This is a genomic window from Nioella aestuarii, from assembly GCF_050896395.1.
Lineage (GTDB): Bacteria > Pseudomonadota > Alphaproteobacteria > Rhodobacterales > Rhodobacteraceae > Nioella > Nioella aestuarii.
Window position 1 is genome coordinate 14657 of sequence record NZ_JBPBBA010000029.1, and the last position, 24951, is coordinate 39607.

24 protein-coding genes are annotated in these 24951 nt (G+C 63.0%); 11 read left to right on the forward strand and 13 right to left on the reverse strand.

Annotated features, from left to right (window positions below):
- The first annotated feature begins 61 nt into the window (after positions 1-61).
- The 8 genes from ACROHD_RS15280 (at position 62) to ACROHD_RS15315 (ending at position 7900) form a co-directional block, all read left to right on the forward strand.
- Positions 62-448, forward strand: a complete 387-nt coding sequence (locus tag ACROHD_RS15280; protein ID WP_432679064.1) for a response regulator transcription factor — start codon at positions 62-64, stop codon at positions 446-448.
- On the forward strand, positions 445-729 hold the full coding sequence (locus ACROHD_RS15285) for a hypothetical protein (protein WP_432679065.1): 285 nt from the start codon (positions 445-447) through the stop codon (positions 727-729). The genes ACROHD_RS15280 and ACROHD_RS15285 overlap by 4 nt, the downstream gene beginning before the upstream one ends.
- Positions 729-3410, forward strand: a complete 2682-nt coding sequence (locus tag ACROHD_RS15290; RefSeq protein WP_432679066.1) for an ATP-binding protein — start codon at positions 729-731, stop codon at positions 3408-3410. The genes ACROHD_RS15285 and ACROHD_RS15290 overlap by 1 nt, the downstream gene beginning before the upstream one ends.
- 63 nt (positions 3411-3473) lie before the next feature.
- On the forward strand, positions 3474-4448 hold the full coding sequence (locus tag ACROHD_RS15295; protein WP_432679067.1) for a FliM/FliN family flagellar motor switch protein: 975 nt from the start codon (positions 3474-3476) through the stop codon (positions 4446-4448).
- 55 nt (positions 4449-4503) lie between these two features.
- A complete protein-coding gene (locus ACROHD_RS15300) occupies positions 4504-5328 on the forward strand; it encodes a fumarylacetoacetate hydrolase family protein (RefSeq protein ID WP_432679068.1) in 825 nt (274 codons plus the stop codon).
- 162 nt (positions 5329-5490) lie between these two features.
- The gene (locus ACROHD_RS15305) at positions 5491-6114 is read left to right on the forward strand and encodes a DUF6778 family protein (protein WP_432679069.1); all 624 of its coding nucleotides are present in this window, start codon (positions 5491-5493) and stop codon (positions 6112-6114) included.
- 38 nt (positions 6115-6152) lie between these two features.
- Positions 6153-7355 (forward strand): RSP_2647 family RNA methyltransferase, encoded by a 1203-nt coding sequence (locus ACROHD_RS15310; RefSeq protein WP_432679070.1) that lies wholly within the window; start codon positions 6153-6155, stop codon positions 7353-7355.
- Positions 7352-7900, forward strand: a complete 549-nt coding sequence (locus tag ACROHD_RS15315; protein WP_432679071.1) for an RSP_2648 family PIN domain-containing protein — start codon at positions 7352-7354, stop codon at positions 7898-7900. Before ACROHD_RS15310 ends, ACROHD_RS15315 begins: the two co-directional genes overlap by 4 nt.
- Positions 7901-8062: 162 nt before the next feature.
- On the opposite strand, the gene ACROHD_RS15320 is transcribed toward ACROHD_RS15315, so the two are convergent.
- The 8 genes from ACROHD_RS15320 to ACROHD_RS15355 all read right to left on the reverse strand — a co-directional run bounded on the left by ACROHD_RS15320 (position 8063) and on the right by ACROHD_RS15355 (position 17855).
- Positions 8063-8755, reverse strand: coding sequence for a M48 family metalloprotease (locus ACROHD_RS15320; protein ID WP_432679120.1), 693 nt, complete (start codon positions 8753-8755; stop codon positions 8063-8065).
- A gap of 42 nt (positions 8756-8797) precedes the next feature.
- Positions 8798-10228 carry an alkaline phosphatase D family protein gene (locus tag ACROHD_RS15325; RefSeq protein WP_432679072.1) on the reverse strand — a complete coding sequence of 477 codons (1431 nt, stop codon included), beginning with the start codon at positions 10226-10228 and terminating at the stop codon, positions 8798-8800.
- Between the two features lie 9 nt (positions 10229-10237).
- Positions 10238-10867, reverse strand: coding sequence for a DedA family protein (locus ACROHD_RS15330; protein WP_432679073.1), 630 nt, complete (start codon positions 10865-10867; stop codon positions 10238-10240).
- Positions 10864-11223 carry a hypothetical protein gene (locus ACROHD_RS15335; RefSeq protein ID WP_432679074.1) on the reverse strand — a complete coding sequence of 120 codons (360 nt, stop codon included), beginning with the start codon at positions 11221-11223 and terminating at the stop codon, positions 10864-10866. The genes ACROHD_RS15330 and ACROHD_RS15335 overlap by 4 nt, the downstream gene beginning before the upstream one ends.
- 152 nt (positions 11224-11375) lie before the next feature.
- On the reverse strand, positions 11376-11660 hold the full coding sequence (locus tag ACROHD_RS15340) for a hypothetical protein (RefSeq protein WP_432679075.1): 285 nt from the start codon (positions 11658-11660) through the stop codon (positions 11376-11378).
- Positions 11661-11756: 96 nt separating this feature from the next.
- Positions 11757-14225, reverse strand: coding sequence for a GcvT family protein (locus ACROHD_RS15345; RefSeq protein ID WP_432679076.1), 2469 nt, complete (start codon positions 14223-14225; stop codon positions 11757-11759).
- Between the two features lie 15 nt (positions 14226-14240).
- The gene (locus tag ACROHD_RS15350; RefSeq protein ID WP_432679077.1) at positions 14241-16217 is read right to left on the reverse strand and encodes an oxidoreductase; all 1977 of its coding nucleotides are present in this window, start codon (positions 16215-16217) and stop codon (positions 14241-14243) included.
- A gap of 117 nt (positions 16218-16334) precedes the next feature.
- Positions 16335-17855: a trimethylamine methyltransferase family protein gene (locus tag ACROHD_RS15355; protein ID WP_432679079.1), complete on the reverse strand. Its 1521-nt coding sequence runs from the start codon at positions 17853-17855 to the stop codon at positions 16335-16337.
- Between the two features lie 139 nt (positions 17856-17994).
- Here ACROHD_RS15355 and ACROHD_RS15360 point away from each other — a divergent pair, with 139 nt between their 5' ends.
- Positions 17995-18855: a LysR substrate-binding domain-containing protein gene (locus tag ACROHD_RS15360; RefSeq protein ID WP_432679080.1), complete on the forward strand. Its 861-nt coding sequence runs from the start codon at positions 17995-17997 to the stop codon at positions 18853-18855.
- Here the strand turns inward: ACROHD_RS15360 and ACROHD_RS15365 are convergent.
- The 5 genes from ACROHD_RS15365 to ACROHD_RS15385 all read right to left on the reverse strand — a co-directional run bounded on the left by ACROHD_RS15365 (position 18852) and on the right by ACROHD_RS15385 (position 23029).
- Positions 18852-20036: a vWA domain-containing protein gene (locus ACROHD_RS15365; RefSeq protein WP_432679081.1), complete on the reverse strand. Its 1185-nt coding sequence runs from the start codon at positions 20034-20036 to the stop codon at positions 18852-18854. The two genes, ACROHD_RS15360 and ACROHD_RS15365, sit on opposite strands and share 4 nt — an antisense overlap.
- A 12-nt stretch (positions 20037-20048) precedes the next feature.
- Positions 20049-20216, reverse strand: a complete 168-nt coding sequence (locus tag ACROHD_RS15370; RefSeq protein WP_432679083.1) for a hypothetical protein — start codon at positions 20214-20216, stop codon at positions 20049-20051.
- A gap of 10 nt (positions 20217-20226) precedes the next feature.
- Positions 20227-21606: a DUF2927 domain-containing protein gene (locus tag ACROHD_RS15375; protein ID WP_432679085.1), complete on the reverse strand. Its 1380-nt coding sequence runs from the start codon at positions 21604-21606 to the stop codon at positions 20227-20229.
- Positions 21607-21610: 4 nt separating this feature from the next.
- Positions 21611-22042, reverse strand: a complete 432-nt coding sequence (locus ACROHD_RS15380; RefSeq protein WP_432679087.1) for a GNAT family N-acetyltransferase — start codon at positions 22040-22042, stop codon at positions 21611-21613.
- 144 nt (positions 22043-22186) lie between these two features.
- Positions 22187-23029 (reverse strand): AAA family ATPase, encoded by an 843-nt coding sequence (locus ACROHD_RS15385; RefSeq protein ID WP_432679089.1) that lies wholly within the window; start codon positions 23027-23029, stop codon positions 22187-22189.
- 184 nt (positions 23030-23213) lie between these two features.
- On the opposite strand from ACROHD_RS15385, the gene dksA reads away from it, so the two are divergent.
- Both dksA and ACROHD_RS15395 read left to right on the forward strand, forming a co-directional pair.
- Positions 23214-23636: an RNA polymerase-binding protein DksA gene (gene dksA / locus ACROHD_RS15390; RefSeq protein WP_420397664.1), complete on the forward strand. Its 423-nt coding sequence runs from the start codon at positions 23214-23216 to the stop codon at positions 23634-23636.
- A 104-nt stretch (positions 23637-23740) separates the two neighbouring features.
- Positions 23741-24913, forward strand: a complete 1173-nt coding sequence (locus tag ACROHD_RS15395; RefSeq protein WP_432679092.1) for an FAD-dependent monooxygenase — start codon at positions 23741-23743, stop codon at positions 24911-24913.
- Positions 24914-24951: the final 38 nt, after the last annotated feature.

The following is a 24951-nucleotide window of genomic DNA, read 5'->3' on the forward strand; positions in this document are numbered from 1 at the left end:
ACAATGGCCGGGGCATCGGCAAGCTAGGTTTCCAATCCAAACGGGGCAGGGAGGGTCCAGCTTGGGGCGCCGCGTTCTTCTCGTCGAGGACGAGATCAACATTTTCGAGGCGATCAGCTTCCTACTGTCCCGCGACGGGTGGGAGGTCTCGGGCCATGGCAATGGCGCAACGGCAGTGCAGGAAATTGCTAGGCTGAACCCTGATGTGCTGGTGCTGGATGTGATGTTGCCGGGACGGTCCGGACTGGACATTCTGCGTGACTTGCGCGGGCGGCCTGAAACCCGCGATCTGCCGGTCCTGATGTTGACTGCCAAGGGCCAATCGAAAGACCGGGATCTGGCACTGGCGCTTGGGGCCAATGCCTATCTGACCAAGCCCTTTTCCAATTCCGAGATGGTGGAGACCTTGAACAGGGTGGCGACGGGCGGGCAGAAGGCCGGAACATGAACCGCCGTCTGTTTCTCGAACGCCGCACCTATCGGCGCAACCGCCTGCAAGATGCGGCGCGGCTGGCGCCGGTTCTGGGGGCGTTCTTGTTCTTTGGTCCGGTCTTTATCCTAACATCCGATACCGGCGTGGGCGGCGGAACCGCTGGCTGGCTGGTTTATTTTCTGGGCGTGTGGTTCGGGCTGGTGATCCTGTCGGCGGCCCTGTCCTATGCCATTGGCCGGGTCTTTCCGGGTGAAGATGGCGCCTGGCCCCCGTCTGACGGGTCGGAGGGCGACTGATGCTGTCGCTCGACGGTCTGGTCGCCATTTGCATCGTCTATGTGGTGGCGCTGTTCGGCATCGCCTTTCTGGCGGAAAAGCGCGCGACCGAGGGCAATGCCCGCTGGCTAAACTCGCCGCTGGTCTACACCCTGTCGCTGTCGATCTACACCACCGCCTGGACCTTCTATGGCGCGGTCGGGTCGGCGGCGCGGTCTGGGTTGGAGTTCATGACGATCTACCTCGGTCCGACGCTGGTCTTTATCGGCTGGTTCTGGCTGTTGCGAAAAATGGTGCGGATCGGGCGGGCGCAGCGGATCACCTCGATTGCTGATATGATTTCCAGCCGCTACGGCAAGTCGGGCGCTCTTGCGGCGCTGGTCACGGTGCTGGCGGTGATCGGTACGACACCTTATCTGGCGCTGCAATTGCAGTCGGTGACGCTGTCTTTTTCGGTGTTTGCCGACCCGGGGGAATTTGCAGCGCTTGGCACCGACACCACGGCGGTCTGGGTTGCGGGGGGGCTGGCGCTTTTTACCATCATCTTCGGGACGCGCAGCCTGGATGTGAACGAGCGCCACCCCGGCCTCGTCTCGGCCATAGCGCTGGAAGCGATCGTGAAGCTGGCGGCGCTGCTTGCCGTGGGCGTGTTCGTGGTCTGGGGCGTGGCAGAGGGACCTGCGGATATCCTTGCGCGGATCGAGGAAAGCCCAATCTCGGAATGGACCTCGAACGGTGCCAGATGGGTGGGGCTTACAGTGCTGTCTGCGGCGGCAATCCTGTGCCTGCCCCGCATGTTCCAGGTTCTGGTGGTGGAGAACGCCAACGAGGGGCATCTTGCCACCGCCTCCTGGGCGTTTCCGCTTTACCTCCTGCTCATGTCGCTCTTCGTGCTGCCGATTGCGGTCGTGGGGTTGCAGGTGCTGCCCGATGGCGCAAACCCGGATCTCTATGTTCTGACGCTGCCCTTGGCCTTCGATCAGGATCTGCTGGCGCTGCTGGTCTTCCTCGGTGGCTTTTCCTCAGCCACATCCATGGTGATCGTCGCGGCCCTGGCGCTGTCTACCATGCTGTCGAACCACATCATCGTGCCGATATGGCTGTGGGTGACAAAGGGCGAAGACCCGATGTCGGGAGACATGCGGCGTGTGGCGCTGATGGCGCGGCGGCTGTCGATTATCGGAGTGCTGTTTCTGGGATTGATCTACTACCGCAGTTCCGGCGGGTCGGCAGCGCTGGCCTCGATCGGGTTGATTGCCTTTCTGGGCGTGGCGCAGGTGCTGCCGGCACTTCTGGGCGGCATCTTCTGGCGGGGGGCAACGCGGGCGGGCGCCATGGCCGGGATCGGCGCGGGATTTGCCATCTGGGCCTGGGTGTTGCTGTTGCCCAATGCTGCGACCTCCGGGCTGATGCAGGGGCTGCTGGAGCAGGGGCCGTTCGGCATCGGTTGGCTCCGGCCCGCGACGCCGCTGGGCATTCAGGGTGCGGACCCGCTGCTGACGGCCATGGTCCTGTCGCTTGGGGTGAACACGTTCCTCTTTACCTTCGTGTCGCTGATCACCTTCCCTTCGCCGATGGAACGGCTGCAAGGCGCGCAATTCGTCAATGTCTTCGACCATTCCGCCCCCACCCCCGGTTGGCAGGGTGGGGCTGCGGCGGCGGATGACCTGCTGATTATGGCGCAGCGGATTCTCGGCACAGGCCGGGCAGGGCGGCTATTTCAGCAAGCGGCTGCAGCACAGGGGCGGGCGGCCAGCCTGCCGGAACCGAACCCCGATTTCCTGAAGATGCTGGAACGCGAACTGGCCGGGTCCGTGGGCGCCGCGACGGCGCACGCCATGGTCTACCAGATCACCGGCGGGGCCACGGTATCGGTGCGCGACCTTCTGGCGGTGGCGGATGAGACAGCTCAGATGATGGAATATTCAAGCCAGCTGGAACGCCAGTCGTCGGAACTGACCCGCACCGCCGCGCGCCTGCGGGAGGCCAACCAGAAGCTGACCGAACTGGCCGAGCAGAAGGACACGTTCCTGAGCCAGATCAGTCACGAGCTGCGCACGCCGATGACCTCGATCCGGGCGTTTTCGGAACTGCTGATGCAGGGCGAAGGGCTGGAGGAGGGGACGCGGCTAAAGTTCTCTCGGATCATTCACACCGAGAGTATGCGGCTGACGCGGCTGTTGGACGATCTGCTGGATTTGTCGGTTCTGGAACATGGCCGGGTGACGCTGAATGAAAGCCCCGCGACGCTGGCGGAGGTTCTGGACAAGGCCGAGGCGGCGACCGGGGTGATGGAATCGGGTGGGCGGATTCGCATCGTGCGCGACCGCGCGACCGAGCAGATCGACCTGATGACCGATGGCGACCGGCTGGCGCAGGTCTTTATCAACCTGATTTCCAACGCGCAGAAATACTGCGATGCGGAGGAGCCTGAGCTGCGCATCCGCGTTCAGCGGCAACCGGGACGGGTGGAGGTAGAGTTCACCGATAACGGATCGGGTATCTCCGAACGCCAGCAATCGCTGATCTTCGAGAAGTTCACCCGTTTGGAAACCACGCGCGACGCGCAAGGGGCGGGGCTGGGGCTGGCGATCAGCCGCGAGATCATGCAGCGCCTCGGCGGACGGTTGAGCTATGTGCCGGGGCAGGGCGGTGCGGCCTTCCGGGTGCGCCTGCCGGGCCGGGCCCTGCGCGCCGCTTGACGCTTTCTTAACCTGTCTCATGAGACAAGAGGGCGGGCCGTTTCACCCGCTGAAAGGAGAGCCATGTCGCGCGAGGGGTTCAATCCGGGCCTCAGGCAGAAGATCCGCGTTGCTGACGGGTCCGAACCTGGCGCGCCTGTGCGTGCACAGGGTTTGGAACCGGCGCTGACCCGTGCCCTGGGCAAGGCCGGCGCGCCCTATGAGGGGCTGTCACTGACGGCCGTTGCGGATGCCCCGCAATGGGATATGGCACTGGCCGATGTGATCGCGGCCGTGCCGAAGGGCGGGCTGGTTTGCCTGTTGGAGGCCGGGCAGGATCGCCGCGCGATCTGTGCACTGGATCATGGCATGGTCGATGCGCTGATCGAGGTTCAGACCACGGGGCGCGTCGACAAGGGGCAGGGTCTGGCCCGAGCGCCCACCAAGATAGACGCCGCCCTGACGCGGGATTTCGTCGGGCTGTTCCTCAGTGCCTTGTCCGGGGAATTGGCCGATGCGGCGGATGTGGACTGGCCGCTTGGCCTGACCTACGGCGCCCACCTGCCCGATCCGCGCGGGCTCGACCTGTTATTGCCCGATCACCCCTGCCACCTGTTCAGCGCGACGCTCGATCTGGGCGAGGGGGCCAAGACGGGAAGGCTGCTGCTGGCGGTGCCCGTGACAGGCAACGAGAGCATCGCATCAGATGGGACGCCCCCGGCGCCCGGGTGGGGCCAACCCTGGCAAGAGATTGTCCTGTCCTCTCCCGCCATGCTGGAGGCCGTGCTGTTGCATGAAACGCTGCCGCTTTCACGGGTGGAGGCGCTCGTGGTCGGCGATGTCCTGTCCTTTGATCGCAGCGATCTGGCCTCGGTCGCGATGTGTGACGTTCAGGGACGGCGGCTGTTCACTGCGCGGCTCGGTCGGGCCGGAACCTGGCGTGCCGTCAGTCTGAGCTCTGGCGCGGGGTTGCGCCCGGCCCCGGCGTCCAAGCCAGCGCACGAGGCCAATCCAGCACCACAGGCCCCGCCACCGAACCCAGGCCAGCCGCCTGCTTGACTGTCCCCGCTGCTTCGGCCTTTCTGTGCGCAACACTCTTGAAGGGGGATCGGCGATGAAATTTCTGCGCTATGGGGACAAGGGCCAAGAAAAGCCAGCTGTGCTGGATGCGGATGGCAACCTGCGCGACCTATCGGACCAGATCGCGGACCTGTCCGGCGATGTTCTGGGGCGTTTGTCCGAGCTGACCGCAGACGGCCCGCTTGTCCCCGGCACCCCCCGTATCGGAACACCTGTTGCGGGCGTGGGTAAGATGGTCTGTATCGGTCTGAACTACTCCGACCATGCGGAGGAATCGAAAATGACCCCGCCGGAAGAGCCGATGATTTTCATGAAGGCGACTTCGGCTCTGTCCGGCCCATATGACCCGATAGAACTGCCGCGCGGGTCGGTAAGCACCGATTGGGAGGTCGAGATGGGCGTCGTCATCGGCAAACCCGCCAAATACATCACAGCCGACCAGGTGATGGACCATGTGGCGGGCTTCGTGGCAGTGAATGACATCTCGGAACGTGACTTCCAGCTCCGCCGTTCGGGCCAGTTCACAAAGGGCAAAAGCTGCGACACATTCGGCCCGGTTGGCCCGTGGCTGGTCACGCCGGATGAGATTGCCGACCCTCAGAATGTCCCTCTGCGGCTGGAGGTCAATGGCCAGATCATGCAGAACGGCAATACGCGCGACATGATCTTCCCTATGCTTGAGGCCATCGCGCATCTGAGCCAGTTCATGAGCTTTCAGCCCGGCGATATCATCGCGACCGGCACCCCCGCGGGCGTCGGAATGGGGATGACACCCCCGCGCTACCTGCGCGCCGGCGATGAGGTGGTGCTGGAAATCGCCGGCCTCGGCCAGCAACGTATGCAGGTGGTTGAGGGCTAGGCCCCTCTAAACCAATTTGGCTAAAACCTGTCGAAAAATGAGAAAATGCCTTTGCAAAGTTGCATGGGCATCACGTTTCTGCCCAGATTCGCCGCCATCTTCCGCCCATGACCAAAAAACGGACCCGGGAAACGACTCGGAGATCCTGGCAGGAGAAGACGCATGAAACGTATCGCACTCGCACTTCTGGGCCTCGCCGCACTTGGCGTTTCGGCCTGCTCATCCGTCCCGCATGTGGACGTGACGCAGAATATCACCGTTCCCTCGGGGCTCGCCGCGCAGGCAGAGGCCGCCGACTGGCAGGTTGAGGCGATCAACATTTCCGTCCCAGACACCCTGACGGTGTCCGAGGCAAACACGATCAAGCCGCGTTCCGACATTGTCTGGCGCGAAGGCCCGATTGACGGCGACCGTCACCAGCAGGTGCAGGAGCTGATCTACGAGGCGATGGAATTTGCCCTGCGGCCGCTGACCGAAGAAGGCACCACGCTGGTCAGGGTCGAGCTGGAGGTCATCCGGTTTCATGCCCTGACCGAGCGCGCCCGCTACACCATCGGCGGCGAACATGAGATCGAGTTCCTGTTCACCGTGCGCGACGCAGAAACCGGAGCGGCCCTTACCGGCCCGATCCCTGTGGACCTGACCTTCCGCGCCCTTGGCGGCAGCCGTGCCATCGCGGCAGAACGCGAAGGCATCTATCAGCGCGACCGGATCCAGAGCCAGATCATCGGATGGGCACGGCAGGAATTCGGACTTGACGTTCAAGGCACCGAATACGTGTTCTGACCGTTCCCAAGACCAGAGAATCCCGATATGGGGGGCGTATGAACACGCCCCCCATTTCCGTTTTGCGCCTGAAACCCAAGGCCGACGCCCGCCGTATCCGCCATGGCCACCCATGGGCCTGGGCCGATGAACTGGTCCTTGACCGCCGCTCCCGCGCCGTGCCTGCCGGTGCCCTGTGCCTTTTGGAGGATGCCGACCGTCAGCCGCTGGCCATCGGCATTGCCTCTGTCGAGGCCAAGATCGCCTTTCGGGTGTTGGACCGTGACCCTTTGGCAGTGATCGACGCGGGCTGGCTGCGTGCCAAAGTTGCCGCAGCACTTGATCTGCGCGAGCGTCTGTTCAATGCCCCCTTCTACCGGCTGATCCATGCCGAGGGTGACGCCCTGCCCGGACTGATCGTGGACCGGTTCGGTGATGTTCTGGTCGTTCAGCCCAATGCGATCTGGATCGAGGAGCGGCTGGACGACCTGACCGCCATTCTGGCCGATCTGACGGGCGCGACCACGATCATCAAGAACGGCTCCGGCCGCGCCCGCGCGCAGGAGGGCCTCGCCGAGGATAGCGGCCTGCTTCTCGGGTCTGCCCCTGACGCGCCGTTGCCAGTGCAGATGAATGGCGCCACCTATCTTGCCGATGTGATGGGCGGGCAGAAGACCGGACTGTTCTACGACCAGCGTCCCAACCATGCCTTCACCCACGCGATGGCGGGCGGGGCACGGGTGCTCGACATCTTTTCTCATGTAGGTGGGTTTGCTCTGGCCGCATTGGCCGGGGGCGCGGCGCAGGCGCTGTCGGTCGATGCCTCCGCTCCGGCGTTGGAGCTTGCCGCCGAGGGCGCATCCCGGATGGGGATGGCCGACCGTTTCGCCACAAGGCAGGGCGACGCCTTCGCAGTGATGGAGGATCTGGCGTCAGCAGGTGAAAGCTTTGATCTCGTCATTGCCGACCCGCCCGCCTTCGCCCCATCGAAACAGGCGCTGACGCAGGGCTTGCGCGCCTATGAACGGGTGGCGCGACTGGCGGCTCCCTTGGTTGCCCCCGGTGGCACGCTGATCCTGTGCAGCTGCTCGCATGCCGCAGATCTGGGCAAGTTCCGGCAGGCCTGTCTGCGCGGCATTGGTCGGGCCGGGCGCGATCCGCGCCTGATCCATACTGGCTTTGCAGGACCGGACCACCCGCAGCACCCGGCACTGTCAGAGACCGGCTATCTCAAGGCGCTTGCCTTCCGCCTGTTGCCATGAGGTTCTGCCTCGACGCCTGCGTGCTCTACCCGACGGTCTTGCGAGAGATCCTGATGGGGGTTGCCGGGCAGGGGCTGTTCACACCGCTTTGGTCGGCTCGCATTGCCGAGGAATGGCGCCGCACGGCAGAGCGGCAAAGCCCCGGCGACGGGGTTATTGCCGCAGGGGAAATCGCGCTTCTGAACGCACGCTGGCCGGAGGCAGAGATTCCCGCCGATCCCGAACTGGAACAGCAGCTCTGGCTGCCTGATTCCGGCGATATCCATGTGCTCGCCACGGCGATCAAGGGGCAAGCGACGGGCATCGTCACTCTCAACCTGCGTGACTTCCCGACCCGCGAGCTTCAGCCCCACAATCTGCAGGCCCTCCATCCCGACGCGCTTCTTTACAAGCTCTGGCAGGACAGCCCGGACGCCGTCACCGACGTGGTCACACGCGTCCAGACCACCGCCCAATCCCTCGCAGGCGAGCCGTTAGAACTCAGGAAACTCCTCAAACGCGCCCGGCTTCCAAGGCTTGGCAAGGCGCTTTCTTATTCCTGGTGACAAATACTCTCGCCGGAGGTTGTCCTGCGGCTGCAAACAGCTCTGCTCCGATGGCAGAGTACAGGCCTCCCCGGATGTCCATGGCAATGCGGGCCGAGGAGGGCCCCGAAGGGGCCTGACGAGGACCGCCCCCGGATCGACGCCGAAGGCGGCGAAACCGCTTTATCCCCGCGCTTCATCCCATCGGGCTTCCAGCGCTTCGATCGCGGCAATCCGGTCGGGCGTCTTTGGGTGGCTCATCAGCCAGGCGGGCGCACCCCGTCCGGCCATGCCGGTCAGCGTCTCCAGCTTCGCCAGCAGGGCTTTCTGCGGCTCGGTGCCGAACCCGGCCTTGACCATCAGCGCTGCCGCATAGGCATCGGCCTCGTATTCGTCGCTCCGTGAAATCCGCGCCACCACGAGCGATGTGAGCAATCCTGCCAGCATCGGCCCGAGCCCGGGCAAAAACCGTCCGAGAACCGAGGCCAGGATCGTGCGCACGGCGTTCTGGCCGGAAAAGTCGATCATCCGCCGCCTTGTATGGCCAAGCGCCACATGTCCCAGCTCATGGGCCAGGACGCTGGCCAGCTCCTCTCCCGTCACTTCGCCAGACCGGTAGCGGTTATAGAACCCACGGGTCAGGAAGATCCGTCCATCAGGCGCGGCAAGCCCGTTCACCGGCTCCACCTCGTAGAGGTTTACCCGGATGCGCGGCAGTTCCAGTGCTGCGGCAAGCCTGTCCATGATCGCCTTCAGTCCCGGATCGGCCAGTTCAGTCGACCGCTCATCCAGCTCGCGCCGGGTGCGCCAGGCCGAGAAATGGTACATCACCAGCCCGTAGGCAATGGCAAGCAGGATGGGGGTCAGGCGCAATATCATGGGCAAGATATGGGGCGTGGCGGGGACTTGGGCAAGGGATCAGAGAGACAGGGCAGGGCTGCGGCCTGCCGCTTCGAAATCCCACTCCGCCGACCAGTCTTCCCCCTTGCGTTCCAGAACCAGGTAATTTCGCTCGGCGATATATCTCTGGGTTTGGCCGGGGATGCGCGCCATGCGGATCGAATGGCCCTTAAGCGGTGAGTCTCCCAGCATCGCCAGCGCTCCAAGCACCTTCGCCCAAGCCTTCGGAGGGGCACGATGAGAGATGCCCGAGGCGACAAGCTGATGCAGCGTATCGCCGCTTGGCAGGCTCATTTCGCCCCGCGTGGCCAGGTGGATTTCTCCCGACAGCACGGTTACCTGCTGGTCCGCGCGATCCGCGATGCGCGCCATCAGCTCGAGCATATGGAGCCAGGAATCGCGATGCGCCCGGCTTTGCCACTGGTCCCTCAGGTCGTCCTCGTATTTCTGCATACGCGGTGTCAGCACCATCAGGAGTTCCAGCAGCGACAGGCGTGGCCCAAGCAGCGGGACGCTCGAGAGGACAAGGGTGCGGCCGGGGCTGGCCGCGCGGGTCTCGTCCTCCATCATCTGCCAGCCGCCCTTTCCCATGACTTCGCGCCTTGTGCGTTCGCTGCGCAGATCGGGGCCAAGGATGCGCAGGCCCGGTGCCGAGACCGACCAGCCCAGATGCAGGCCCGCGGGATCGCGGAAGCGGGCGGGCAGGTCACCCTCTACCGTGCCATGCTGAAAGAGCAGAGCCGCCTCGCGCGCGATTTCAAAAAGCGTCTGGCCTACCGGTGAATAGGTGCGGCTGCGCTGCAAAGAGCCCCATCCATCGCAGATATCGTGGTCGTCCCATTGCATCAGCGCCGGCACCCGCGCGGCAATGTAGGCAAACTCGGGCGCCTGGTAGAGCGTGATGTAGCGTTCCGCGAACCGCTCTCGCAGATGGTCGCGGAGTGATGCGAGATCGGCGCGGGAAGGATCGCGCGGAAGACGGTCGGGCCAGTCTTCCGAAAGGGGATGGCCCCGGGTGGCCTCATCTGCATAGACCTGATCGCCGCCATGCAGGATCAGCGAAAAGGGGTGCTCGTCATGCTCGGCCGCCAGCCTTGCCCACATGGCGTTGCGTTCCGTGGCGTCGCGGTCGAGATCACCATGTTCCTCACCGTTGCACGAAACGAAGGCCAATCGCCCGGCCCCGTCCGGCACGCCTGCAAGCGCATAATCCGTCCCATTCCAATGGTAGAAGGAAGGCTGGTCAAGAGACACGGAGAACCGGGCGCGGTGAATGCTCTTACCCGCCGGTTCGGCCAGTTTTACCATCTCTGCCGGCGCGTCCCCGACGATCACCGGCGGCACCTTCTGCCCCATCGGGGCGATCAGCAACGCGGCCAGATGCATCTTGCCGTCGCGGATGTCGTCAAGGAATAGAATAGGGCCAAGAATAGGGTCTGAACTGCTCATGCAGCTGACTTAGAGGCCGGGGGCGGGGTGATCAACTCTACGTCTCGCCTTTTGCGCTTTCAGGGCGCCGCGGATCCACAAGGCCATGGCGACCACCACCGCCAACGCCGCCAGAAGGCCCACTGCGTTGCCGAGAATGTCGGACACCGCTTCGATCTGGCTGGCGAAGCCATAGCCCAGGCCGACATAGGCCGTGACCCAGATCGTCTCGCCCAATACGTCCCAAATGGTAAACCGCAGCCAGCTCAGCCCAGCGGTGCCTGCGATGAAATTCGCCCAAGGCCCAAGGGGGGCAAAGAGCCATGTGGAGAAGAAAACGCCAAGCCCGCCTTTGCGGTCCACGAGCTTCCGGGCCCTGTCCAGCACCGCCCGGCGCGCGGGCGAGCGGGCGATGCGGTCGACCAACGGCGCGCCGCCATGACGGCCAATCAGATAGCCGGTCTGATCGCCAAGAACGGCCCCACCCCAGGCCCCCGCCATGACCTGCCACAGCGCCAGATCGCCTGCGGCCACGAACGCCCCGCCCGACAGCATCATCAGCGAAGTGGGAATGGGCAGGGCCAGACAGGACAGAAAGGAAGAGGCAAAGATCACCAATGCGCCCCAGGCAGTGACAAGCGCGAAAATCGTGTCGGTCATGGCCGGTCCCCCTGCGCGGCCCGGAAGGCGTCGATCGCGGTTTGCAGCTCGGCTGCCAGTGCCTCGACCGTCATCCCACGGTCTTGCGCCAGGTCCCGCATTGTGCGTGGGCCACCGGGGGCAGGCGGCAGGTCAAGCGCCTCGAAGGCTAATTCGCGCGGGACGCCCCAGGAATGGGCGACGTAACCAGGTGTCATCCAGGGTTCGATTGCCTGATCACGATGCGCGGGATCTGCCCAGTAGATCCAGAATGCCACCAGCCGCACGGCAAAGAACAGGCTTACCGCCAGTGCACCGCCAAGGATCACGGTGGCAATGGGCGCGGCCTGCCAGATACGGCGGAGGAAGGTGAACATGGGCGGTCCTTCGGCGGGGCGTCATAGGGTGACACGGACCATGGCCCGGATTCCGTCGCAGCGGAAGGGGGCCGGTTGCACATATCCAGCTGAAGCAGAGAGAGAGAGTTTGGCCCCTTCCATCCGCTATTCGAGCGACACCGAAATACCCCTCAGGTCTGTTGACGATACAGGATCACCATCAGCGCAAATGTTGCCCCGGCCAACGCACAGATCGCGCCCAAGACCATTCCTCCTATCACAAGAGGAAAAAACAGCCTGCAATCAGAATCGCAGGTCACAACGGCCAAAGCCACTTGAGACACGGTGTAAAGGATCGCGGCAAGTCCCGCGGCTTTGTAGGGGGAAATCCATCGAAGCAGGTTGACCCTGCTCGCACCCCAGTTGAGTGCGATTGTGAGCAGAAAACCAACAACGATGCTGAACAGAAGAAACATGGTAGCCCTCCTTTTCGTTCAGTCACAGTATGGCACAGGTTTTCGCATCGGGCAGTCTGCCCTGCCGAATTGTGTGGCGGCAGGGCAGATTGGTCTTCAACAACGCATATTCGCACCGTTCGCGTCATAGCTGGGTCCGTCCAGTACGCGGGCCTTGTACATCTCACCCAGAATTTCGACCTCCAGCTCTGATCCCGGAACCGCGTGCGGGGTAGCGACATATCCCATGGCCAGTGATTGCCCCGTGCGGTGGCCATAGCCGCCGGACGAGACATAGCCCACGGCCTCACCATCCTTCAGCACGGCCTCGTCATTGCTGACGTCGATGCCCTCCACGTCAATCGCCATGGTGACCAGCCGCCGTTTTGGCCCGGCCTCGCGCGCAGCCAACGTCGCGTCCTTGCCGACGAAGTCCTTCTTCCAGTTGATGAAGACATCCATCCCGCTTTCCACAGCGTCGAAATCGGGTCGGAATTCCAGCGTCCAGACGCCCCAGCCTTTCTCCAGCCGCATGGACATCAACGCCCGCGCGCCATACCAGCGATAGCCCAGATCGGCACCAGCGTGCTCGATGGCCTCTGCCAGTCGCAGCAGGTATTGCGGCTTGCAGTAGATTTCGTACCCCAATTCACCGCTAAAGCTGATCCGGTTCAGGATTACCGGCACGCCGCCCACGAAGGTCTGGCGAAGGTCGCGGAACTTGAATGCCTCGGCGCTCATGTCATCGCGGGTAATCCGCGCCAGCAGGTCGCGCGATTTCGGGCCTGACAGCGCAATCCCGTGCCAGTCATCGCTGACATTGGCATAGGTCACGTCGGCCGGCAGATCCTTTTCAAACCAACGGCGATGCGCTTCCTGCATGGCGCCGGAGCCGAAGAGCATGAAGTGGTCCTCGGCCAGGCAGGCCACGGTCAGATCGCCATAGAGCCGCCCCTTCGGGGTCAGCATCGGCGTCAGGGTCAGGCGACCCGGTTTCGGCACATAGCCCGCAAGGATGCGGTCCAGATAGGCGCGCGCGCCTCTGCCCTTGAATTCATGCTTGGCGAAATTGGCGATCTCGATGCCACCGACAGCCTCTTGCACCGCCTTCACTTCGCGCGCCACGTAGTCATGCGACCGGTTGCGCTCGAACGTGGGTTCTTCATGGGCGTCTTCCGGCCCATCCGCGAACCACAGCGCGTTTTCCAGGCCAAAGCCCTGACCCATCCGCGCTCCCTTGGCGACCAGCCGGTCATAAAGCGCCGTCGTCTTCTGCATCCGGCCCTTGGGCAGCGTTTCGTTCGGGAAGGTCATCACGAAGCGGCGTTCGTAGTTTTCCGAGGATTTGACCGTACCCCAGTCCGGTGTTGCGAACTCTCCAAACCGTGCCACATCCATGGCCCAGACGTCGATGGAGGGCTCGCCGTCGATCATCCATTCGGCCATGGTCAGCCCCACGCCGCCGCCCTGGCAGAAGCCCGCCATGACGCCCACAGCGACCCAGTAATTGCGCATTCCCGGCACCGGGCCGATCATTGGGTTGCCATCGGGGCCGAAGGTGAAGGGGCCGTTGATCATGTCCTTGATGCCAGCCTCACCAATGGTCGGGATGCGTTCGAAGGACATTTCCAGCCGGTCGGCGATGCGGTCCAGATCAGGTTGCAGCAGTTCGTGCCCAAAATCCCAGGGCGTGCCACCCACCTTCCACGGGGTCGATTTCGGCTCGTAGGTGCCAAGCAGCATCCCCTGCCGTTCCTGCCGGAAATAGATATTGGCCTCGTAGTCGATGCCCGCGGGCAGGCGGCCTGCCTCGCCCATGCTCTCCATGCGCTCCTTGATCAGCGGGATCGCCTCAGTGATCAGATAGTGGTGCTCCATCGGCTGCACCGGCAGGTGGATGCCCGACATATGCCCCACCTCACGGGCCCAGAGGCCGCCGCAATTGACCACCTGTTCGGCATTGATCACGCCCTTGGGCGTGGTCAGGTCCCACGACCCATCGGGCCGCTGGCGCATGTCTGTCACGCCGCAATGGGTAAAATACTGCGCGCCGTGCACACGGGCCGATTTGGCGAAGGCATAGGTGGCGCCGGAGGGGTCCAGATCGCCATCCTGATCGTCCCAGAGTGCTGCGTAATAGTGGCTGGGGTCGATCAGCGGGTGCCGCTCGGCCAGTTCCTTGGGGCTGATAAACTCCTGGTTCAGCCCCATATAGCGCGCCTTGGACCGTTCACGCTTGAGGTAGTCATACCATTCCTTGGTCGAGGCCGCGTAGAAGCCACCGGTCATGTGCAGGCCCACGGAATGGCCGCTGGTTTCCTCGATCTCTTTATAAAGATCAATGGTATAGCCCTGAAGGCGGCTGATATTCGGGTCCGAGCTGATGGTGTGGATCTGCCCCGCCGCGTGCCAGCTTGACCCAGAGGTCAACTCGTCACGTTCCAGCAGGACAACGTCCTTCCAGCCGAATTTCGCAAGGTGGAACAGGATCGAGCAGCCAACAACGCCGCCCCCGATCACCACCACCTTGGCGTGGGAGGGCAGGGGCTTGCCGGTGGCAGTTTCGTCTTTCTGGATCTCGGGCATTTTGGTGCTCCTCTATCAGATATCGAGGCCGCATTTGCGGCCCTCGTAAAAGGCCCATGGCGCCTGGCGCGGGGCTTGCGCGTCGCCAATGAGAATGGGGTTGAGGTCGGACAGCTCTTCCGACAGCGGGTCGAAAGCGCGGTTGGTAGTGGCCATGATCAAGGCGGAACTGGCTATCTCACGCTCTGCTCCATCCAGCAGGTTGCGCAGAAGCGCCCCGTTGCCGCGCCATTCCAAAATGCCATGCTCCGTCAGCATCTCGACCCCCAACCGCGCCAGCCGCGCCCGGATGGGGATGTCGGCACTGGTCCGTGCCAGTTCCTTGCCAACGAAGGGATCGGGCGTGACCAATGTCACCTGCTTGCCCGCCTCGGCCAGGTGCCAGGCGGTGCCGACGCCGCGCATGTTGCCGCCTTCGTCATAGACGACGACGTGGTCCCCCAAACGCGCATCGCGGCGCATCACATCCTCGGCGGCATAGACCTGGCCGTTCGTCAGCCCCGGCAGAGGGCCAAGCTGCGGCAGCCAGCGTTGTGTGGCATCCTCGTCGGGCAAAGACCCGGTGGCCAGCACCACCTGATCCGCACCGATCGCCCGCACGTCCTCCGCATCGAGGAAGCTGTTGAGGTGCAACCGTACCCCCAGTTGCGCGAACTGCCGTTCGTACCAGTCGAGCAGGTCGGTGATCTGCCCGCGCCGCGGCTGTTCCCCCGCAAGCCGGAACTGCCCGCCGATGACCGCTGCTGCTTCATGCAGGTCTACGCTGTGCCCCCGTTCCGCGGCAACCCGCGCAGCTTCCAGCCCGGCGGGGCCTGCGCCCACGACCAGCACTTTTTTCGGCGCATCCGCAGGCGTGAACCGATCCCCGCCCCATTGGTATTCGCGCCCCACAGAGGGGTTTACCAGACAGGAAATCCAGTAATCGCGCGACCGCCGGCCCCAACACATCTGGTTGCAGGAGATGCAGCCGCGAATGTCATCAGACCTGCCTTCCGTAACCTTCCGCGCCAGATGCGGGTCGGCGATCTGCCCGCGCACGATCGACACCAGGTCGGCCTGCCCAGACCCGATGACACTTTCCGCATTGTCGGGCGTCCTGATCCCGCTTTCGGCTTGCACCTTCGCGTGTTTCAGCTCTCGCTTGAAAACCTCGGTCGCGGGCACGGTCAGTTTCTCACCCAATACGAATGTCGGCATCAGCTTCTCGAAGTCGAGGTATCCGCCCGACCCACAACTGACATAATCGAGATGCCCCGTCGCATCGTGCAGCGCGAGGATTTCCGTCAGGTCCTCGATCCCGAGGCTGACCGAATAACTGTCGGAGTAACTGACCGACATGCCGATGATGAAATCCTCACCGCAAGCCGCACGAATGCCGTCAAGAATGCGCATCGACATCCGCGTGCGGTTTTCCAGCGAACCGCCCCAGTCGTCGTCGCGCCGGTTGCTCCACGGTGTCCAGAACTGATCCAGCAGCGAATGATAGGCGGCCCAGATTTCGACCCCGTCAAACCCTGCCTGCTGACACCGCCGGGCAGCGGCCACGAAGGCTGCGATCATCTCTTCGATCTCGGCCCCGGTCATCGCGTGGCTGCCATCGCTGTCGTGGTAGCTGGGGCGCCCTGATGGTCCCCAATGCGGCTGATAGCTGAGGTCGGAATCGCCGTGCTGGCCCACATGGTAGAGCTGCTGCAAGACCACCGCGCCCGCGTCTTTCACAGGCTCCAGAATGCGGCGAAAGGCGGGAATCACCGCGTCATCCTCCGCCAGGAAATTGCCCCGTGTCAGCACGCCCGTCCGATGCACCGGAACAGGCTCCGCCACGATCATCCCGGCCCCGCCCAAGGCGCGTTCCAGCAGATAGGCGCCGAACTGGTCGCCCGGCAATCCGTTCACCGACATATTCGCCGTATGCGCGCCGAAGCTGATCCGGTTACGCAACGTTTTGTGGCGTAGCTCAAGCGGACTGGTCAGGCGCGGAAATGCGGTCATGCGTGTCTCCGACGGCACAGGCGGTGCACGGGGTGTGTACAAGGGGTGCACATTGGGTGCCCCCCTGAGTTTCGACCAGCTGCATCAACTGAACTTATGCGCAAACAAAGGGTTAACCTAGTACCACGCATCTGGCAGCTCCTCCTTGCGTTTGGCCACGAACGCCTCCAACGCGCCACGGATGTCGTCGCTGATCGGCGGCTCTTCATAGCCCTCCAGCATCCCGGTCCAGCGCGCATGGGCGCGGGTCCGCATGTCCTTCGATCCGGTCTCTTCCCAGCTTTCCACATTTTCGCTGTCGCTGAGCTTCGGCTCATAGAACGCCGTCTGATAATTGCGCATCGTATGCCCGCAGCCAAGAAAATGTCCGCCAGCCTCGACCTCTGCATAGGCATCTCGCGCAAGGGCCTCGTCCGAGACATCGAGCCCATGCGACAGCACCTTCTGGTAGCTGCCAAGCCGGTCTGCATCCATGATCAGTTTCTCGAACCCGGTGCAGAGCCCGCCTTCCAGCCAGCCCGCCGAGTGCAGCACGAAATTGGCGCCGGCCAGCATTGTGGAATGCATCGAGTCTGCGCTTTCATAGGCGGCCTGCGCATCTTCGATCTTGGACGCCGTCAGCGATCCGCCACAGCGTAGCGGCAGCCCGGCGCGGCGCGCAAGCTGGCCGATGGCGTAGTTCGACATGACCGGTTCCGGCATCCCGAAGGTGGGTGCGCCGGACTTTAGCGACATCGACGACAGGAAGTTGCCCAGAACGAACGGCGCACCGGGCCGGACCAGCTGCGCATAGGCGCAGACCATCATTGCCTCTGCCATGGCCTGCGCAACGCTGGCGGCGGTGCTGACCGGCCCCATGGCCCCGGAGAGTATGAAGGGAACCACCACAATCCCTTGATTTCGCCCACAATAAACGCGGATCGCCTCGGTCACTACCTTGTCCACCAATAGGGGCGAGTTGGTGTTGACGTTGCCCATGATGACGCAGTTTTCTTCCATCACATCGGCGCCAAAGACGATTTCAGCCATGTCCACGCTGTCCTGGGCGCGGCTCATTTCCGTGATCGCGCCAAGATGCGGCTTGTCTGACAGCGTCATATGCGCCAGCAGCATATCCAGATGGCGCTTGCTGACCGGAATGTCGCAAGGTTCGCAAGTGACGAAACCGCCGTGATGCAGGTTGGGGTGGAGGTAGGTGAGCCGCACGAGATCGCGGAACGCGGCCATGTCGCCGTACCGTCTGCCGCCCTCCAGATCGCGTACGAAAGGCGCGCCATAGATCGGGGCGAAGACCTGGTTGTTGCCGCCAATAATGACAGAGCGGTCGGGGTTCCGCGCAAGTTGCGTGAACTGGGTCGGGGCTTTGGCGCAGAGGCTGCGCACCCAGTCGGCAGGCGCACGAACAAGATCGCCCTCGACCCGTGCGCCCTCGCGTTGCCAGAGCGCTATCGCCTCTGGGTCGTCGCGAAAGGCAATCCCCACATCCTGTAGAATCCAGTCGACCTGAGCTTCCAGCTTTTCGATCTGTTCTGCGTCCAGCACGTCGAAGAACGGCAACACCCGCCTGATATGCGGCGAAGCGAGTGCTCCGCCATTGGCTGCATCTCGGGAACGGGTGGGACGGCTGCGTCTGGCCATGAGCGGTGCCCTTTTAAAATCGATTGAAAGACAGATTAATCATACCCAAAGGCCTTGTGACGCTTGAAAAGAGTGATGTTTGGGATAATCTGAAATTATGCGAAATCTTTGGGATAAACTCTGCTCCCCCCGCCATCTCATGGTCTTTGAAGCCGCCGCAAGATTCGGTTCTTTCACACGGGCGGCGCAAGAGCTGAATGTACAGCAGCCCGCCATCAGCGCCACAATACGGTCGTTGGAGGACCGGCTTGGCGTCGCGCTTTTTCTGCGCGGGCATCGCAAGGTGACGCTGACAGCGGCGGGGGAAAGGCTGTTCTCGGATGTGTCGCGGTCATTCGAGCAGCTCTCGCATTCGGCCACCGCAATCCAGCATCTATCACGGCGCGACTACGTGACCCTTAACGCCTCGACCGCATTCAACAATCACTGGATGATGCCGCGCCTTTCGGCTCTGAAGGCCGCACATCCGCAGATCGACCTGCGCCTTCAGACCAGCGACCGCGAACCGGATCTCTACGCTGAAAATATCAGCCTTGCAGTGCGGCGCGGGGATGGAGCCTGGCCGGACTGTGAGAGCGCTCTGATCGCGCAAGAGAAGATCTATCCCGTCGCCGCACCCAGGGTCATGGGGGCAGCCGTCAACCTCAAAGGTATTCCGAGCCTGCTGCACCAGCGTCTGATTCATCTGGAGGAGCCAATTCGCGATCGCCCGGTCTGGAGCGACTGGTTTGCCCATTTCGGCATCCGCGCCGAAGTGCCATCGACCGGTCTGCGGCTGAATGACTATGCGCTTGTTCTACAGGCGGCGATGGCGGGCGAAGGCTTTGCTTTCGGCTGGCACCATATCGTCACCGGGCTGGTCGATCAGGGCCTGTTGGCCGCGCGCCCGGATTGGAGCTGGTCTTCAGGCACCGGGTTCTACCTTGTCTGGTCCAAGGCGCGGCCCCTGTCGGAAGACGCGATGCTGGTGCGAGACTGGATTCTTGAGCAGACAGCCTAACGGCCAAGCTCCCGCATCCCCCGGTCGATGCCTTCCAGTGTCATCGGCACCATCCGGCCTTCGAAGATCTCGTGGATCATCTGGATCGACTGAGTATAGCGCCAATGGGCCTCTGGTGTGGGGTTGATCCACATGTGGTTGGGCCATTGCGCGCGGGCACGTTCCAGCCAGACCTGTCCCGCTTCCTTGTTCCAATGCTCATTCGCGCCGCCGGGCATGGCGATTTCATAGGGCGACATCGCAGCATCACCCACGAAAATGCATTTGTAATCAAACCCGTAGGTGTTCAGCACCTCATGGGTTGGGATCTGCGCCGTCCAGCGGCGGGTATTGTCCTTCCACACGCCTTCATACAGGCAGTTGTGGAAATAGTAGTGTTCTAGATGCTTGAATTCGGATCGCGCGGCGCTGAACAGCTCCTCCACCACGCGGATATGAGGGTCCATTGATCCGCCCACATCGAGAAACAGGATCACCTTCACTGCGTTGTGGCGTTCGGGCCGCGTCTGTACGTCAAGATAGCCATGTTCGGCGGTGGCGCGGATGGTGCCGTCAAGATCCAGTTCTTCATTCGCGCCGGTCCGCGCCCATTGGCGCAGGCGTTTGAGCGCCACTTTGATGTTGCGGGTGCCCAGTTCGATACTGTCATCGAGGTTCTTGAATTCGCGCTTGTCCCAGACCTTGACGGCGCGGCGATGGCGGCTTTCCTTTTGCCCGATCCGCACCCCTTCCGGGTTATAGCCATAGGCCCCAAAGGGTGAGGTGCCGGCAGTGCCGATCCACTTGTTGCCCCCCTGGTGGCGGCCTTCCTGTTCCTTCAGTCGCTCGCGCAGGGTTTCCATCAGCTTTTCGAACCCGCCAAGCGCCTCGATCTCGGCCATCTCCTCGGCCGACAAGTGCTTTTCCGCCAGCTTCCTTAGCCATTCGGCAGGGATCTCGGCGGCCTCCATCACCTGTTCGGGGGTGATCTGTTCCAGCCCGCCGAAGGTATGGGCGAAGGCGCGGTCGAAGCGGTCCAGATGGCGTTCGTCCTTCACCATCGCGGCGCGGGCGAGGTAGTAGAACCCGTCGAGGTCATAGGTCACCATGCCGGTGCCAACGGCCTCCAGAAACGTCAGGTATTCGCGGACGGATACCGGGATACGGGCAGCACGCAGAGTGTCGAAGAAGGGCAGGAACATGCGCCGCCCCCGTCAGCTTCCGCTACGCAGCAGGAAGACGCCCACGAAGGTGCCAACGATCAGCCCGATCAAGCCCAGAACCCCGGCGTAATGCACGATGTCCATGCGGTCGCCCTTGCGTCGCCAAGCGATGAGCGCGCCAAGCGCGGCCCCGATGACGAGCCCCAGAAGATTTGCCACGTCGCTCTCCTCAACTCCGGTTCTGCGGGGACAGAGCGGCGACCTCGGTCAGCCGGGCACGCACGTCCTGTTCCCGGCCGAAGCCATAACGTGCCCATCCAAGCGAGTCGAGGCGAACAGATGCCGCTTCTGACGGGCGGCCCTCAATCTCCAGTGCCTCGGCCTTGATCATCAGAAGCGTTGCCAGAAGCGAGGCGTTCTCGGCCCGCGTGGCGGCGGGCAGGGCCTCGTTCACCAAGGTCAACGCCCGCGCCCCGTCGCCGGTGGACAGGGCAAAGGCGGCAAGCTGCATGTTCACATGCGCGCTTTGGATGCTGCCCGGATCGATACTGCGGAAATTGTTGCCCGCGGCGATAAAAGCCGAAACCGAGGTATTTGCATCACGCGACAGCGCCAGCCGCCCGAGCGCGAAATAAGAAAAGCCAAGCCGCGTGTCGCGCCAGCCATGATTGGTGGCGATAGCGATGGCACGCTGAGCGGCTGCGATGCGCTGCGGTACCGGCTGACGTCCGCCAAGCGCCTCTTCGATGGTCTCGATCCAGTCCCGATCTATGGGGAGGGGGGCAATGACTGCAGCGCTGCCGCCGCCGGGATTGAGCCGCGACAGAATCGCGGGCAGCCGTGCGGAAACCTCTTCGCGGCTCATGCCAGATCGCAGCGACCCGTCGTAGTAGGTGCGCAGGATCAACATGTCGAAGCCGGTCAAAACCGCGTTGAAATTGTCGTCGTTAAAGATCGAGTCGGGCAGTCGGTAAAGATCGTTCAACGGCCCGAGCGCCTGGCCGATTTCTTCGTGCAGGCAATCGCGCACTTCCTGTGGGCTGACATCGTTGGGGATGAAGACCGTGGCATGTTCGCGGGTGGTCAGTGTGGTCCAGTCCAGCGTGCCAGAACTGCTGCGCGCGGCGCGGAATTCATCCCAGGAGGACACGCGCGGAACCACGAAACAGGCGGCTTGCGGAACGGCGCGTTGCATACGGGCGCGCGGCAGGGTTTCCACGGTGATCGAGGCGCGGGTGCTGCCGTGGGGCACACGGGAAATTTCGATACCCGCCTCGCTGCGCAGCCGCGAGATCAGCCGGTCGAGATCGCGTGATAGGGTAGGCGGCGCACCGGGTGCAACGGCCACGGTCACCGGGCCTTCGAACCGGGACAGGACCGGGATCAGGCGCCCGCTTTCCATCTGGAAGCTGAGGTCTAGAAAATCGCGGGCTATGGCGGCGTTGGACTGCGATGGAGGTATCGGGTTGGGGGTGCCAAACATCGACATGGGCGGCAGCGCGTTCGGCACGGTCATGTCCAACCGACCCGGCACATCCGACAGGCTATCGGGCTCACAGGCCATCAGGAACATGGCAGAGGACAGCAGCAAAGCGGTTTTCTTGAACATTTTCTTATCCAATTTCGCGCCGGTAGACCATGAAATCGGTGGCCTTGGCGATCTTGTCGTAAAGCGTTCTGGCGGTGGTGTTGCCAGTTTGGGTCAGCCAGTAAACGGCGGGGCGCCCTGCAGCATCGGCATCAGCATAGACCGTTTCGATTAGCGCGCGTGCCACGCCCTTGCCACGCGCGGCAGGCGTGGTGAACAGGTCTTGCAGATAGGTCACTTGCTCTGTCCGCCAGCCATGGGCGTGGGCGATGGAATGAACAAGGCCAAGCGCCGCATCGCCATGCCAAGCGATCCAGCCGCGCATGTCGGTCACGTTCGGGTCCACATAGCGGGCGAAGGTCGCGTCATAGGTGCTGTCAGGAAGCTCGGTCTTGTAGAAGGCCAGATAATCCCGCCATAGCGGGGCCCAAGCGGCACGATCCTGCTGTCGGATCATGCGGATGTCCAGGTTTATGCTCACCCTCGACGCCTCGTGTTTTGTTCTGTTCGTTGGAACAAGAGCTAGGCACGGATTGTGTCACAAATCGGGAGCGGTGCAAGCGAAGTCGGGGAAAGCTGCGGGCAATCCCCGGTCGCGGGATTAGCGCCGTTGCTGACGCGCCATGAAAGCAAGCCGTTCGAACAGCGCCACGTCCTGCTCGTTCTTCAGCAGCGCACCGTGCAATTTTGGCAACGCATTGGCCCCGTCGCGTTTCAGATCCTCTGGGTCCAGATCCTCGGCCAGCAGCAGCTTCAGCCAATCCAGCACTTCCGATGTTGAGGGCTTTTTCTTCAGCCCCTGCTGTTCACGAATCTCGTAGAACTGGGTCAGCGCTTCGGTCAGCAGGCGTTGCTTGATGCCGGGGTGATGAACCTCAACGATCTGTTTCAGCGTTTCGAGATCCGGGAAGCGGATATAGTGAAAGAAGCAGCGGCGCAGGAAGGCGTCGGGCAGTTCTTTCTCGTTGTTCGAGGTGATGATGACGATGGGGCGGGTTCTGGCGCGGATCGTCTCTCCGGTTTCGTAGACGAAGAACTCCATCCGGTCGAGTTCCTGCAACAGATCGTTCGGAAACTCGATGTCGGCCTTGTCGATCTCGTCGATCAGCAGAACGCATTTGCCTTCCGTCTCAAAGGCCTGCCAGAGCTTGCCCTTTTTGATGTAGTTCGCGACATCGTGAACACGCTCATCGCCCAGTTGGGAATCGCGCAAGCGGCTGACCGCGTCGTATTCGTAAAGGCCCTGCTGTGCGCGGGTGGTGGATTTTACGTGCCATTCGATGATCGGCAGCCCAAGCGCACCCGCAACCTGCCGTGCCAGTTCAGTTTTTCCTGTTCCGGGTTCGCCCTTTACCAGCAAGGGACGCTCCAGTGTGACGGCCGCATTCACGGCCACGGTCAGGTCTTCGGTTGCCACATAGGTGGCCGTTCCGTCGAATTTCATTGAAACGCCTCAATAGCTTGCCCGGATGCGGGCGCGACCATAACACGCCCCACAGGCGCGGCAAGCAGGCAATACATGGGGTGACAAGGGTGGCGCGTTCTTGTAAGCGGTCGGCAATGCGACCGGGGGCGCTTGCGCCATGTGAGTCGGACAGGCCCGCCTCGGTCCCTTCTAGGGGAGCACAATGAAAGCCGAAGTCTTTCTGCCTGAAGATTATCGTCCCGCCGAGGACGAACCCTTCATGAACGAACGCCAGCTCGAATATTTCCGTCGCAAGTTGCTGACTTGGAAAAATGAGCTGCTTGACGAAAGCCGTGGCACCGTCGCCGTGTTGCAGGACGATACCCGCAACATTCCCGACGTGGCAGACCGGGCGTCTGAGGAAACCGATCGTGCGCTTGAATTGCGCACGCGCGACCGCCAGCGCAAGCTGATTGCCAAGATCGATTCGGCCCTGCGCCGGATCGAAGAAGGTGAATACGGCTATTGCGAAGAGACCGGGGAACCGATTTCGCTGAAGCGCCTGGATGCCCGCCCGATTGCAACCCTGAGCCTTGAGGCACAGGAACGCCACGAGCGGCGCGAAAAGGTCCATCGCGACGACTGATTGCCGCTGCGCCTGCGGGCGCGACGGTCACAAATCGGTTCCCTTTGGGGGCCGCCGGCACCGGGGCCTGATCGCCCCGGTGTTTTTCTTGGAAAGGGCAGCACATGCTGATCGGGCAGGAGATCACAGTTCTGGGCGCGGGCATCGGCGGGCTTGCCGTGGCGACGGCCCTTGCGCAGCGTGGTGCACAGGTTCGGGTGCTGGAACAGTCCGATGCGATCCAAGAGGTCGGAGCCGGTCTTCAGGTCAGCCCCAATGGTGCCGTGGTGTTGAAGGCGCTTGGCCTTGGCGATGCGCTTGCCGCTGCTGCGCCCCGCGCCCGGGCCGTGGTGCTGCGAGATTTTCGCCGTGGCGATCAGGTCTTCCGCATGGATCTGGACCGTGACGACCGACCCTATCACCTGACCCATCGGGCCGACCTGATCGAGATCCTGCGTCAGGCGGCGACAGAGGCGGGCGTCACAGTTGAACTTGGCCGCAAGGTTGACAGTGTCACCACGGATCAGGATGCCACGACGCTGACCTTCGCGGGGGGGGTGAAGGAAACCCTGCCGCTGGTGATCGGCGCTGACGGGTTGCATTCACAGGCCCGCGCCGCGCTCAACCCCGCCACGCGGCCTTTCTTCACCGGCCAGGTCGCCTGGCGCTGTACGATCCCGCTAGACGCGCCAGAGACCCTGCCCGAGGCCACCGTGCATATGGGCCCGGGTCGCCATATCGTGACCTATCCGCTGCGCGGTGGCGAGCTGATGAATGTGGTTGCCGTCGAAGAACGCGATGGATGGGCCGCCGAGGGCTGGACCCACAAGGACCGCCCCGAGATCCTGCGTGCGGCTTTCGCCGATTTCGCGCCCGAGATCCGCGACCTTCTGTTCCGCGCGGACCAGGTCTATCTCTGGGGGCTATTCCGCCATCCTGTCGCAAAGGTCTGGGGGCAGGGGCGTCTTGCGCTGCTAGGCGATGCCGCTCATCCGACGCTGCCGTTTCTGGCCCAGGGGGCCAATATGGCACTGGAGGATGCCTGGGTGCTGGCCGATGCGCTGGATCAGGAAGATCGTATCGCCACTGCCTTCAACCGCTATCAAACCCTGCGGCGCAGCAGAACCGCGCGCATCGTGGACGCTGCCTCAAAGAATGCCGAGAACTACCACCTGCGTCCTGGCCCCTATCGCGCGGCGGCCCATATGGCTCTGAAACTGGGCGCTCGCATCGCACCCAAACTGGCCGCAAACCGGTTTGAATGGCTCTACGGGCACGATGTCACCCGCACCCGCTGATCCTTCTTCTTGGCAGAAATACTCCCGCCAGAGGCGTC

Coding starts and splice junctions, on each gene's coding strand:
- ACROHD_RS15285 (WP_432679065.1), top strand. CDS start 445: ATGAACCGCCGTCTGTTTCTCGAACGCCGCACCTATCGGCGCAACCGC.
- ACROHD_RS15290 (WP_432679066.1), top strand. CDS start 729: ATGCTGTCGCTCGACGGTCTGGTCGCCATTTGCATCGTCTATGTGGTG.
- ACROHD_RS15295 (WP_432679067.1), top strand. CDS start 3,474: ATGTCGCGCGAGGGGTTCAATCCGGGCCTCAGGCAGAAGATCCGCGTT.
- ACROHD_RS15300 (WP_432679068.1), top strand. CDS start 4,504: ATGAAATTTCTGCGCTATGGGGACAAGGGCCAAGAAAAGCCAGCTGTG.
- ACROHD_RS15305 (WP_432679069.1), top strand. CDS start 5,491: ATGAAACGTATCGCACTCGCACTTCTGGGCCTCGCCGCACTTGGCGTT.
- ACROHD_RS15310 (WP_432679070.1), top strand. CDS start 6,153: ATGAACACGCCCCCCATTTCCGTTTTGCGCCTGAAACCCAAGGCCGAC.
- ACROHD_RS15315 (WP_432679071.1), top strand. CDS start 7,352: ATGAGGTTCTGCCTCGACGCCTGCGTGCTCTACCCGACGGTCTTGCGA.
- ACROHD_RS15325 (WP_432679072.1), bottom strand. CDS start 10,228: ATGAGCAGTTCAGACCCTATTCTTGGCCCTATTCTATTCCTTGACGAC.
- ACROHD_RS15330 (WP_432679073.1), bottom strand. CDS start 10,867: ATGACCGACACGATTTTCGCGCTTGTCACTGCCTGGGGCGCATTGGTG.
- ACROHD_RS15335 (WP_432679074.1), bottom strand. CDS start 11,223: ATGTTCACCTTCCTCCGCCGTATCTGGCAGGCCGCGCCCATTGCCACC.
- ACROHD_RS15340 (WP_432679075.1), bottom strand. CDS start 11,660: ATGTTTCTTCTGTTCAGCATCGTTGTTGGTTTTCTGCTCACAATCGCA.
- ACROHD_RS15345 (WP_432679076.1), bottom strand. CDS start 14,225: ATGCCCGAGATCCAGAAAGACGAAACTGCCACCGGCAAGCCCCTGCCC.
- ACROHD_RS15350 (WP_432679077.1), bottom strand. CDS start 16,217: ATGACCGCATTTCCGCGCCTGACCAGTCCGCTTGAGCTACGCCACAAA.
- ACROHD_RS15355 (WP_432679079.1), bottom strand. CDS start 17,855: ATGGCCAGACGCAGCCGTCCCACCCGTTCCCGAGATGCAGCCAATGGC.
- ACROHD_RS15360 (WP_432679080.1), top strand. CDS start 17,995: ATGGTCTTTGAAGCCGCCGCAAGATTCGGTTCTTTCACACGGGCGGCG.
- ACROHD_RS15365 (WP_432679081.1), bottom strand. CDS start 20,036: ATGTTCCTGCCCTTCTTCGACACTCTGCGTGCTGCCCGTATCCCGGTA.
- ACROHD_RS15375 (WP_432679085.1), bottom strand. CDS start 21,606: ATGTTCAAGAAAACCGCTTTGCTGCTGTCCTCTGCCATGTTCCTGATG.
- ACROHD_RS15380 (WP_432679087.1), bottom strand. CDS start 22,042: ATGATCCGACAGCAGGATCGTGCCGCTTGGGCCCCGCTATGGCGGGAT.
- ACROHD_RS15385 (WP_432679089.1), bottom strand. CDS start 23,029: ATGAAATTCGACGGAACGGCCACCTATGTGGCAACCGAAGACCTGACC.
- dksA (WP_420397664.1), top strand. CDS start 23,214: ATGAAAGCCGAAGTCTTTCTGCCTGAAGATTATCGTCCCGCCGAGGAC.
- ACROHD_RS15395 (WP_432679092.1), top strand. CDS start 23,741: ATGCTGATCGGGCAGGAGATCACAGTTCTGGGCGCGGGCATCGGCGGG.